Source organism: Actinoallomurus acanthiterrae, assembly GCF_054775715.1.
On sequence record NZ_BAAHCO010000001.1, the window covers coordinates 10,918,416 to 10,930,209 of the forward strand.

At 69.9% G+C, this 11,794-nt stretch carries 8 protein-coding genes; 3 read left to right on the plus strand and 5 right to left on the minus strand.

The features are described from left to right. Positions 1–9: 9 nt before the first annotated feature. The 3 genes from ACYVF7_RS51485 to ACYVF7_RS51495 all read left to right on the plus strand — a co-directional run bounded on the left by ACYVF7_RS51485 (position 10) and on the right by ACYVF7_RS51495 (position 3,504). Positions 10–789, plus strand: coding sequence for an ABC transporter ATP-binding protein (locus ACYVF7_RS51485; protein ID WP_460354380.1), 780 nt, complete (start codon positions 10–12; stop codon positions 787–789). After that, on the plus strand, positions 779–1,666 hold the full coding sequence (locus ACYVF7_RS51490; protein WP_460354382.1) for an ABC transporter permease: 888 nt from the start codon (positions 779–781) through the stop codon (positions 1,664–1,666). Before ACYVF7_RS51485 ends, ACYVF7_RS51490 begins: the two co-directional genes overlap by 11 nt. A 104-nt stretch (positions 1,667–1,770) precedes the next feature. Next, positions 1,771–3,504 carry an alpha/beta hydrolase-fold protein gene (locus tag ACYVF7_RS51495; protein ID WP_460354384.1) on the plus strand — a complete coding sequence of 578 codons (1,734 nt, stop codon included), beginning with the start codon at positions 1,771–1,773 and terminating at the stop codon, positions 3,502–3,504. 84 nt (positions 3,505–3,588) lie between these two features. Here ACYVF7_RS51495 and ACYVF7_RS51500 read toward each other — a convergent pair whose 3' ends face one another. The 5 genes from ACYVF7_RS51500 to ACYVF7_RS51520 form a co-directional block, all read right to left on the minus strand. Next, a complete protein-coding gene (locus tag ACYVF7_RS51500) occupies positions 3,589–5,109 on the minus strand; it encodes an MFS transporter (RefSeq protein WP_460354386.1) in 1,521 nt (506 codons plus the stop codon). 245 nt (positions 5,110–5,354) lie between these two features. After that, positions 5,355–7,715 carry a penicillin-binding protein gene (locus ACYVF7_RS51505; RefSeq protein ID WP_460354388.1) on the minus strand — a complete coding sequence of 787 codons (2,361 nt, stop codon included), beginning with the start codon at positions 7,713–7,715 and terminating at the stop codon, positions 5,355–5,357. A gap of 132 nt (positions 7,716–7,847) precedes the next feature. Continuing rightward, a complete protein-coding gene (locus ACYVF7_RS51510; RefSeq protein WP_460354389.1) occupies positions 7,848–10,061 on the minus strand; it encodes a transglycosylase domain-containing protein in 2,214 nt (737 codons plus the stop codon). 82 nt (positions 10,062–10,143) lie between these two features. Further along, positions 10,144–11,073, minus strand: a complete 930-nt coding sequence (locus ACYVF7_RS51515; RefSeq protein WP_460354392.1) for a nucleoside triphosphate pyrophosphohydrolase — start codon at positions 11,071–11,073, stop codon at positions 10,144–10,146. Next, positions 11,061–11,744, minus strand: a complete 684-nt coding sequence (locus ACYVF7_RS51520) for a hypothetical protein (RefSeq protein ID WP_460354395.1) — start codon at positions 11,742–11,744, stop codon at positions 11,061–11,063. Before ACYVF7_RS51520 ends, ACYVF7_RS51515 begins: the two co-directional genes overlap by 13 nt. Positions 11,745–11,794 lie beyond the last annotated feature (50 nt).

Below are 11,794 nucleotides of genomic sequence, written 5' to 3' on the forward strand. Positions count from 1 at the left end.
GGAGAAGACATGGCTGTGACGACAGAGGATCCGCGGCGCACGACCGCGCCTTCGGTGCGGATCGAGGGCGTCTCCAAGGCGTACGGCACCGGCGGCGGCGCGCTCCTGGCCCTGGACCAAGTGTCGCTGTCGGTCGCGCCCGAGGAGTTCGTCTGCATTCTGGGAGCGTCCGGATGCGGCAAGAGCACGCTGCTGTCGCTGGTCGCCGGGCTGGACCGGCCGACGCTGGGCACGATCGACGTCGGCGGAGCGCGGGTGGGCCTGATGTTCCAGGAGCCCGCGCTGTTCCCATGGCTGACCGTCGCCGGCAACGTCGAGCTGGCCCTGCGCACCCGCGGAGTGCCGAAGGCCGAACGCCGGCGGCGGGCGGCCGAGCTGCTGGCGGCCGTGCATCTCGACGGCTTCGGCAGGAAGCGGCCGCACGAGCTGTCCGGCGGGATGCGCCAGCGCGTGGCCATCGCCCGGGCCCTCGCCCAGGACAGCGACGTGCTGCTGATGGACGAGCCGTTCGGCGCGCTCGACGCGATGACCCGTGACCTGCTCCACGACGAGCTGGAACGCATCTGGTCCGAGCGTTCCCTGACCGTGCTGTTCGTCACGCACAACGTGCGGGAGGCCGTACGGCTCGGCGACCGCGTCGTCCTGCTGTCCAGCCGTCCCGGCCGCGTGGTCGAGGAGTTCCCCGTGCCGCTAGATCGCCCCCGGCGCATCGACTCCGGCGAGGTCGCGGCCCTCGCGGGACGGATCACCGATCGGCTGCGCGAGGAGGTCGGCCGTCATGGATCATGACATCCGGAAGAGCGGTTCACCGGCCGGAACCGACGTGCTCGACCGTCAGATCGCGGGGCTGGACGCCCTGGAGATGGCGGCGCGCTCCCGTCCCGGCCTCCTGCGGCGGCTGTGGGCCTCGGTGTGGCCGGTCCTCGCCGCGGTGGCCATCGCGATCGGCGTCTGGGAACTCGTCGTCCTCAGCGGCTGGAAGCCGACGTACGTCCTGCCCGGGCCGGCGCAGGTCTTCCCCCAGCTGGGCAAGGATCTGAGCGAGTCGTCGTTCTGGGCGGGGCTGGGCCTGACCATGCGCCGGGCCGTGGTCGGGTTCGCGCTCGCGATCCTCGTCGGGGCGGTGATCGGCGCCGTGGTGTCGCGCGTGCGGTTCCTGCGGGTGGCGTTCGGATCGCTGATCACCGGGCTGCAGACGATGCCGTCGATCGCCTGGTTCCCGCTCGCCATCCTGCTGTTCCAGCTCAGCGAGAGCGCGATCATGTTCGTGATCGTGCTCGGCGCGGCGCCGTCGATCGCCAACGGCCTGATCGCGGGCGTCGACTACACGCCGCCGATCCTGCTGCGGGCGGGGAAGATCCTGGGACTGCGCGGCTTCGCGCTGTACCGGCATCTGATCCTGCCCGCGTCGCTTCCGGCGTTCGTGACCGGGCTCAAGCAGGGCTGGGCGTTCGCGTGGCGCAGCCTGATGGCGGGCGAGCTGCTGGTGATCATCGGGCATCACACGTCGCTCGGCGTCCGCCTGGAGTACGCCCGCGAGAACATCGACGCACCCGACATGATCGCGATAATGATCGTGATCCTGGTGATCGGCATCGTGATCGACCGGCTGTTCTCCGCCGCCGACCGCACCCTGCGCGCCCGGCGCGGCCTCGACCCGTCCTGAACCGGCCAAGAACCGAGTATTCACCGATCGCCCATTCCGTAGCAGCCGAATCCATGACATCGTCCACGCCGTAACCTCAAGTTTGATCAAGAGGAGGCACGCCCGTGCGGGTTCGTGTCCTTGGCGTGGCCGCGATGATGCTGCTGGTGGGGGCCGGAACGGCCGCCGCCGATGACGCACATCCGTCGCTGCGATTCGCCGTATCGTTCCCCTCATCCCTCCGGCAGGCCGCCGCGGACGGCCGCGTGTACGTCGTGGTCTCCCGCAAGGACACGTCCGAGCCGCGCGAACAGATCGACATCACCGGCGGCGTGCCCTTCTGGGGCCGGGACGTCGACGGCCTGCGGCCCGGACGCACCGCGTACGTCGACGGCCAGGCGTACGGCTATCCCCTGGAGCGGCTGCGCGATCTGCCGTCGGGGCGGTACACGGTGCAGGCGTTCTTCAACGTGTACACGACGTTCCACCGCGCCGACGGCTCGACCGTGAAGCTCCACATGCCATGCGGCGACGGACAGGATCTGTTCAACTCGCCCGGCAACATGTACGGAACGCCGCAGACGATCGACGTCGCGCCGAGGCGCTCCGGGACGATCCGGCTGGACCTGGACCACCTGATCACGCCCGCCGAGCCGGTGCCGGCCGGCGGCACCTGCCAGCAGGGCAACCCGGCGGACACGCCCCACGTCAAGCACATCAAGATCCTCAGCCCGTCCCTGTCGAAGTTCTGGGGACAGCCGATGTACGTCGGCGCGAACGTGCTCCTGCCCGCCGACTACGACACCTCCGGGAACACGCGGTACCCCGTCGAGTACCACTTCGCGCACTTCACGACGAACGCGCCGCACGGGTTCCGCGAGGACCAGGGCAACGCCTTCTCCAAGTGGTGGATGTCGGGGAGCGCACCCCGGTTCATCAGCGTCGAGGTCCGCGAGGAGAACCCCTTCTACGACTCCTCGTACGTGGTGAACTCCGCGAACCTCGGCCCGTACGGCGACGCCACGACCAAGGAGCTGATCCCGGCGATCGACGCCGGGTTCCGCACGATCGCGGCGCCCTGGGCGCGGATCACGGCGGGCGGCTCGACGGGCGGCTGGGAGGCCCTCGCGAGCCAGGTGTTCTATCCGGACGTGTACGGCGGGACGTTCGCGGGCTACCCGGACCCGGTCGACTTCCACCGTCACCAGATCGTCAACGTCTACGGCGACGCGAACGCCTACGACACGATCCGCGACTGGGACCGTACGCCCCGCCCGGACAGCCGGAACGTCGCCGGCGACACCAACTACGTGATGGCCCAGGAGAACCTCTGGGAGCTGGCGCGCGGCGACCGTGACCGGTCCGGGGGCGCCTGGGCGATCTGGGAGGCGGTGTACGGCCCGCAGGGCGCGGACGGCTATCCGGCACTCGCCTGGGACAAGCGGACGGGCGCGATCGATCCCGCCGTCGCCGCGCGGTGGAAGCCGATGGATCTGAGCGCCAAGCTCGCCGCCGAGTGGCCGACGCTCGGCCCGAAGCTCCAGGGCAAGGTCTACGTCTACGTCGGCGACACCGACACCTACTTCCTCAACGACGCCGTGCAGCTGCTGCAGCAGACCCTCGACGCGCGAACGTCGCCCACCGCGGACGCGACGTTCGTGTACGGCCGCGCCAAGCAGCACGGCTGGTCGCCGTACACCGCGCAGGACTGGTTCACGGTCTACGCCGACTACATCGCCCGTCATGCCCCGGCCGGCGCCGACGTCCGCGCCTGGCGCGGCCCGGCGGCCAAGGCCCGGCTGAACCCCTCCGGCGGCGTCATCATGCCCCCGGAGAAGTCGGTCGGTCTCCCCCGCTGACCGCTCTTCCCTGCTGAACGACGACGGTCCCGCGCCGGAGGACTCCGGCGCGGGACCGTGCATTCTCAGCCCGCCAGTACGGCGTCAGACCGCCGGCGCGGGGCCGGGCCCCGCCTCGATGTCGTCGAGGGTCTCGGCGAGCCGCTCGGGTGCCTTCTTGATCGAGCTGAGCGGAGTGGCGATGTCCTCCAGGGACGCCCCCTCGCATTTCACGCCGAAGATCGCGGCGACGACTCCGGCGATGCCCATGACGCCCGCCGCGATGAGATAGGCGATGAACAGCTTGCCCCGGTCCGGGTGGTCCTGGTCGCCGATCAGAGAACCGAAGATCGTCGGACCGAGCGCCCCGAAGACCTGGGCGATCGCGAAGAACAGCGCGATCGCCTGGGAACGCAGCTCCATCGGGAAGATCTCGCTCACGGTGAGGTAGCCGGAGCTGGCCGCCGCCGAGGCGATGAAGAAGATCACCGTCCACAGCGCCGTCTGCGTGAACGCCGTCAGGGAGCCGATCTTGAACAGGTAGCCGCTGACCGCGAGGAGCGCGCCGGACACGAGGTACGTCCCGGCGATCATCTGCTTGCGGCCGATCGTGTCGAACAGCCGACCGATCAGCAGCGGGCCCAGGAGATTCCCGGCCGCGAAGGCGAAGAAGTACTTCGCCACGTCGTGGTCGGACACCCCGTAGAAGTGCTTGAGCACGAGGCCGTACGTGAAGAAGATCGCGTTGTAGAGGAACGACTGGCTGATCATCAGCGTGGCGCCGAGGACCGACCGCGAGGGGTACTGCCGGAACAGGATCCGCGCGACCTGGAGGAACGACACCGACTCCTGCGGGCGCACCTCGATGTACTTGTCGGGGTCGACCGGCTCGAGGGTCTTGCCGGAGGCCTCGACCTCGCGTTCGATCTGCGCGACGGTCCTCTCCGCCTCTTCCGCCTGCCCGTGGGCGAGTTGCCAGCGGGGGCTCTCCGGGAGCGTGCGCCGCAGCCCCCAGATCGCCAGGCCGAGGATCGGGCCGATGAAGAAGCCGACCCGCCAACCCCAGTTGTCGGGGAGGATGTCCTTGTTGAGAAGGATGTACTCGCTCAGCGACGCGATGATCGCGCCGAACCAGTAAGTGCCGCTGACCGCCAGATCGACCCGGCCGCGGAAGCGCGCCGGGATCAGTTCGTCGATCGCGGAGTGGATCGCCGCATACTCGCCGCCGATGCCCATTCCGGCGATGAAGCGCAACGCCAGGAAGCTCGCGTAGTTGAACGAGAACGCGGTCAGTCCGTTGGCGACGAGGTAGAGCCCGAGAGTGGCGATGAACAGCTTGCGCCGTCCGAGCTTGTCGGAGAGCCGGCCGAACACCAGCGCGCCGACCACCTCACCGATCAGGTAGATGGTCGCCGAGAACCCCACCTCTTGCGAGGTCAGGTGCAGGGTTCCAGCGTGTTGCAGGACTGGTCCGACGATGCTGGCGATTTGGATTTCCAGCCCGTCGAGCACCCAGGCCACCCCGAGGGCGGCGATCATCCGGGTGTGAAAGCGTGACCAGGGCAGCCTATCGATCCGCGCGGGTACGAGGCTTCGCACGGTGGGCTGCAGCGGGGGAGCGCCCACGTCGTCTCCTTTGTGGTTGCATACCGTCAGGATGCGATCACGGTAGAAAGCCGTCACGACGCAGTGAAGGGATTGCGGACAGATCTGAGGTTCCGGGAGCGGTTCAGCGCTTCCCACCCGCTAAGCGCTAATAGTCACCGCATATGCATATTGCGGTGACTCGCGACATATACCCGATATGTACGGACGGGTGGACACCCGCCGCCGCGAACCACGGCTCAACGACCGCACGGATCAGAGGCGGATCACAGACCGTCGGAGATCCGGCCCACCGGAGGCAGCCCGGGAGGCGTCGGCTCGCCGGGCGGGAGGCTGGGCCCGCCCGGCGGCGGCACGATGATGGGGGGCTTGGGCCCCTTCTTCGCGCCCTTGCTGACGTAGATGGTGACCGTCTCGCCGGGCTCGACCGACGCGCCCGCACCGGGCGAGGTACGCGCGACGGTGCCCTTGGGGTACGTGTCGGAGTCGACGCGCGGCCCGAAGCTCACGTCGAAGCCCGCCGCGGTCAGCCGGGAGGCGGCGTCCGACGGGCTGAGGCCGAGCACGTCCGGGACGTGGACGCGGTCCTCACCGGAGCCCTCGCTGTAGTAGTCGCCCGGCGGGCTGTGGAAGTCGTGCTCGGGCACGTCCTCCAGCGCGCCGAGCATCGTCTGCCGCCAGATGGGCGCGGGGATGTCCGCGCCGAACACCTCGCCGTAGCAGCGCCCGCCCAGGCAGACGTCCCGCAGGGGATGCCGGTAGCCGCCGCGCGGGTCGCCGACCCAGACCGCGCTCGCCAGGTCGGGCGTGTACCCGGCGAACCAGGCCGACGAGAACCCGTCGACGGTGCCGGTCTTGCCCGCGGCGGGACGGCCGATGCCCATGCCGGCCGCCGTGCCCTTGGTGAGCACGCCCTGCAGCACGTGGTTGACCGCGTCGGCGACGCCCTTGTCGATCGCCTGGTGGCAGCCGGCGCTCGGAACCTTCAGCTCGTGGCCGGCCGTGTCGGTGATCTTCGACAGGACGATCGGCTTGCAGTACTCACCGCGCGCCGCGAACGCCGCGTACGCCGCCGCCAGGCGCACCGGCGAGACCGTGTTGAAGCCCAGCGTGAACGAGGGGTACTGCTGCAGCGCGGAACCGTCGGCGCGCCGCATGCCGAGCTTCTCGGCCATCTTGACCGTGTCGCAGAGGCCGACCTGCTTCTCCAGCTTCAGGAAGAACGTGTTGACCGAGTGCCAGGTGCCGGTGACGAGGCTGAACGTCCGGCCGCCCTCGCCGTCGCCGGCGTTGCCCAGCGACTGGTCGGAGTTCACCGATCGTCCGTCGCAGTCGCGGAACCCGGTCGGGGTGAAGTGGTCGGGGGCCATGAGGCGGTGACCGAACGCCATGCCTTGGTCCAGGGCGGCCGCCAGCGTGAAGATCTTGAAGGTGGATCCGGCCTGCATGCCGATGCTGGTGCCGTGGTCGGAGTCGGCGGCGAAGTTGACCCAGGTCTTGCCCCGCTGCTCGCCGGGCCCAAGTTTCCGGTCGACGGCCATGGCCTTGATCTGGCCGGTGCCCGGCTCGACGAGCGCCTCGGCGGCCGCCTTGTGGCTGGAGTTCTTCGGCGGTACGTAGTGGTCGACCGCGCGCTGCGCGGCCCGCTGCATCCGGGGGTCCAGGGTCGTCCGGATGGTCAGCCCGCCCTGCTGGAGCAGTCGCTGCCGCTGCTTGGCGGTGGCGCCGAAGGCCGGATCGTCGAGGATCTCACGTTCGACGTAGTCACAGAAGAACGGCGCGGAGCTCTCCACGCAGCCGTTCGGGGTCGACGTGACGTGCAGGTTCAGGGGCGCCCGCTGGGCGGCCGACACGGTGGCGGCCGGCAGCCAGCCGAGCTCGCGCATGCGGTCCAGCACGGTGTTGCGCCGCTGGGTGGCCAGGCTCGGGTTGACCGTCGGGTCGTAGGCGTACGGGTAGCGGACGATGCCGGCGAGGAGCGCGGCGTCGGGGAGGGAGAGCTCGGTGGCGGGCTTGCCGAAGTAGTGCCGGGAGGCGGCCTCGATGCCGTACGCGCCGCCGCCGAAGTAGGCGATGTTGAGGTATCGCTCGAGGATCTGGTCCTTGGTGAGCTGCTTCTCGATCGCCACGGCGTAGCGGAGCTCGCGGAGTTTCCGGGCGGGCGTCTCCGCCCGAGCCTGCTGGCGTTCCGCGTCGTTGTCGGCGGTCTCGATGAGAAGGTTCTTGATGTACTGCTGGGTGATGCCCGACCCGCCCTGCGTCACCTGCCCGGCCGCGAGGTTGCTGGCGAGGGCGCGCACCGTGCCCTTGAAATCGAGTCCGCCGTGTTCGTAGAAGCGGCTGTCCTCGATGGCGAGGATCGCCCTGCGCATGACGGGCGCCACCTTGGTCAGGGGCACGTCCATGCGGTTCTCGTAGTAGAACGTCGCGAGTTTCGACCCGTCGGCGGCCAGGATCACCGAGCGCTGCGCGACCGGCGGGGTGCGCAGATCGCCGGGGATGCCCTCGAACCAGTTCGCGCCGTCACGCGCGCCGATGCAGCCGACCCCGACGGTGGAGAAGGCGATCAGCGCCACCAGCACCCCGGCGATGACACCGCCGCCCGCGAGACGCCCGATGATTCCCATGGCGTCTCGCTGCGGGCTACCCCCAGATGGCACGGGGTCAGCGTACGACGAACCGGCCCCAGACGGATCTCACTGCCCTAACAAAACACCACTGAATGCCCCCATATGAGGCGAATGCCACACATATCACGCTCAGTCCGGGAGCCACGGCCAGAAGAACGGCAGGCCCTTGATGATGGGGCGCGACCTACGGCCGTCCGGTTCGCGCGGCTCCGTCCCATCCTGATCCTCGGCCGCGTCCTTGTCCTTCTTGTCTTTGTCCTTGTCCTTGTCCTTGTCCTCCTCGCCGTTCCCCTTCCGGAAGTAGTCCCCGGGCGGGCCGTGGAAGCCGTGCTCCGGGACTCCGCGCAGCGCGGCCTCCATCGTCTCCCGCCAGATCGGCGCGGGCACGTCCGCGCCGAACACCTCCCCGTAGCAGGCCTCCCCCAGGCACACGTCGCGCAGCGGATGCTTGTATCCGCCCCGCGGGTCGCCGACCCACACGGCGCTGGCCATGTCAGGGGTGTAACCGGCGAACCAGGCGGCCGAGAAGTTGTCGACCGTCCCCGTCTTGCCTGCCGCCGGCCGCCCGATGTCGTTGCCCTTGGCGGTGCCCTTGGTCAGCACCCCCTGGAGCACGTGGCTGACCGCGTCGGCGACGCCCTTGTCGATGGCCTGGTGACATTTGGCGGGGGGCACCGGCAGCGGTCCGGTCGGCCCGTCGATCCGGGTGATCGCGATCGGGCGGCAGTAGCGGCCGCGCGCCGCGAACGCCGCGTACGCGGCCGCGAGCCGCAGCGGCGAGACGGTGTTGAACCCGAGCGTGAACGACGGGTACTGCTCCAGCTTCTCCCCGGTGGCCCGGCGCATGCCCAGGCGATTGGCCATCTTGTACGTCGCGCACAGCCCGACCTCGCGCTCCAGCGTGAGGAAGAAGGTGTTCACCGAATGCCAGGTGCCGGTCACGAGCGTGAACTTCTTCCCGCCCTCCCCGTCGGCCGCGTTGCCGAGGGAGACGCGGGGGTCGCCGACCCGGTTCCCGGCGCAGTTCCGGAAGCCCGTGGGGACGAACGACTTCGGCGCGTCGAGCTCGTCCCCGAACGCCATGCCCTTGTCCAGCGCCGCCGCCAGGGTGAACACCTTGAACGTCGACCCCGCCTGCATGCCCAGGCTGGATCCGTGGTCGGCGTCGGCGGCGAGGTTCACCCACAGGGTGCCCCGCTTGGTGCTGTCGCCCATCTTCCGGTCGACGGCCATGGCGGTGATCTCGCCCGTCCCCGGCCGGACGAGAACCTCGGCGGCCGCCTTACCCGACTTGTTGTTGGGCGGTACGTAGTGGTTCAGGGCACGTTGGGCGGCTTTCTGCATACCGGGTTCGAGCGTCGTATGGATCCGCAGACCGCCCCGCTGCAACAGGAACCGGCGTTCCTGTGCCGTCTTGCCGAACGCCCGGTTGGCCAGGATCTCCCGCTGGACGTAGTCGCAGAAGAACGGCGCCGAGCTCTCCACGCACCCGTTCGGCGTGCCGGTGATCCGCAGCCCGAGCGGCAGGGCCTTCGTCTCCGTGACCTGCTGCGGCGTGATCACCTTCAGTTGCGCCATGCGATCGAGGACGGTGTCGCGGCGTTCCCGGCCGCGCATCGGGTGCAGGTTCGGGTTGTACGTCTGCGGCGCCCGTACGATCCCCGCGAGCGTCGCCGCCTGGACGAGGGTCAGGTCGGCGGCGTGCACCCGGAAGTAGTGCCGGGCGGCCTCCTCCACGCCGTACGCGCCGTCGCCGAAATAGGCGATGTTGAGATACCGCTCGAGGATCTGGTCCTTGGTGAGGTGATTCTCCAGGGCGACGGCGAGCCGCAGCTCGCGCAGTTTGCGGACCGCGGTGGGCTCGAGCGCCTCCCGGCGGGCCGTGGCGGTGGTCGCCGTCTCGGCGAGGGCGTTCTTGACGTACTGCTGGCTGAGCGTGGAACCGCCCTGGATGACGGTGCCCGCGCTGAGGTTGGCGACCAGCGCCCGGACGATACCCTTCGCGTCGAGCGCCCCGTGGTGGTAGAAGCGGCTGTCCTCGATGGCGATGATCGCCTGGCGCATGATCGGGGCGACCTTGTCGAGCGGCACCTCGACGCGGTTCTCGTAGTAGAACGTCGCGAGCTTCGACCCGTCGGCGGCCAGGATGACCGACCGCTGCGGAAGCACCGGGGAGATCAGCGCGTGGGGCAGCGTCTCAAAGGTGTGCCTGGCCTTCTTCACGCCCAGACCGGCGGGCAGCGCGACCTGCAGCACGATGACGGCCGACAGCACGCCCGTGACGACCCCGGCGATCAGCAGATCCGAGATCCGCGCCGATCGCCCCCGTGAATCCTCCCCCACAATTCGCGGTCATCCCCATACACACGGTCACCGGAAACCTGTAAGGCGAATCACGACAGCTTACGGACCGCCCGTATGGAGGCTATTCGGCGTCTTCTCGCCGCTGGACGCGGTCGTGGAAGCGCCGGGCGGCGGCGCGCAGCTCGGCCTCGGGGTCGCGGCCCTCCTCGCGGAGGCGCCGGACGAGCGCGAACAGGTCCGCGCCGACCTCGTCGTCGGTGAACAGCTCCTCCGGCATCCCCGCCTTGGCGGCACGCCGCTGCAGCTGGGCGGCGAGCGAGAGCGCGGGCTGCGCCATCGGAACGCCCTGGAAGATCGACGCGCCCTCGCCCCGCTCGGCCGACTTGATCTTGTCCCAGTTGGCGTTGACCTCATCGGCGTCCGCGACCGTGACGTCGCCGAACACGTGGGGATGCCGGCGGACGAGCTTCTCGACGATGCCCTCGGCCACGTCGTCCACGGTGAAGTCCGGTGACACCTCCGCGTGGAACGCCACCTGCATCAGGACGTCGCCGAGCTCCTCGCGCAGCGCCTCCAGGTCACCGCCCTCGATCGTGTCGACGACCTCGTACGCCTCCTCCAGCAGGTACGGCGCGAGGGAGGCGTGCGTCTGCTTGCGGTCCCAGGGGCACTCGCGCCGCAGCGTCTCCATGACGGCGACGAGGTCGAGGAACCGCGCGCCGGGCAGGTCGTACGCGCCCTGGACGACCTCGACCTGCGGCGGCTCGTCCAGCCCGACGAGGATCGAGCCGACCGAACGCATCAGCGTCTCGTCGCCCTCGGGGTCGGCCAGCCACACGACCGTCCCGGACGACGCCTCGCGGACGAGGGCGGCGGCGTCCGGCTCGGTGACCTCGACCTCCACGCCGGCCTGCCGGACGTACGGCAGCTGCGGGTGCTCGGCCGTGCCGGTGAGCACCCGGTCGGCCGAGCGCAGGGCCTCCCAGGCCGGCCAGGTCAGCTGCCCCGGCGCGACCCGCGGCGAGGCCGCGAGGAAGATCAGGCCTGGCACGAGTTCCCGCCGGTCGCGCTGGGCGTGCCGGAATCCGGCTTGGACAGGGTGGGGCAGACCGGGCCGAGCGACATGCGCTGGAAGTCGAAGGAGCCGTAGCGCGGGTTCACGTCGAGCTTGAGGCGGCGCCCCGCCCGCTGGTAGCTGCCGGCGACCTGCTGCAGCGCCTGCTGCTGCGACTGCTGGTCGGTCGCGGTCGTCACGCCGTACCGCTGCATGACCGCCTGGCGGAGCAGGACCGACTTGGCGTAGTCGCGGCTGTACGTGATCGGGAGGCCCTGGGCGACGACGTTGGCGTCGAGCGTCGCCATGCCGCCGTTGCGCGCGATGAGCGCGTCGACCTGGCCGCCGCTGACGCTCACGCCGCCGCTACGGGCGACCTCCTCCCAGACCCTCATGTCGACGAGCTGGTAGAGGGCGCTGCGCTGCGGCGACGACGGGTCGAAGGGCACCTGCTGCCCCTGCGCCTGGGCCTGCTGGGCGATCTGCTGCGCGGCCGGGTACTTCGGCAGTTCCTTGGACCACTCGTCGACCGTCTTGTTGAGCTTCGCGACCGTGATGCGGTCGTTGCCGACGATGGCCGCCGCGCCGGTCTTGAGGGGGCCGCAGGCGGTCAGCGCGGCACCGGCGAGCACCGCGCTCAGAGTGATGGTGAACGGCTTTCGGAACACAGAGCGTCCTTCTCATTCGTCGTCCGCGGCCCGGAGGCCGCGGGTACGTC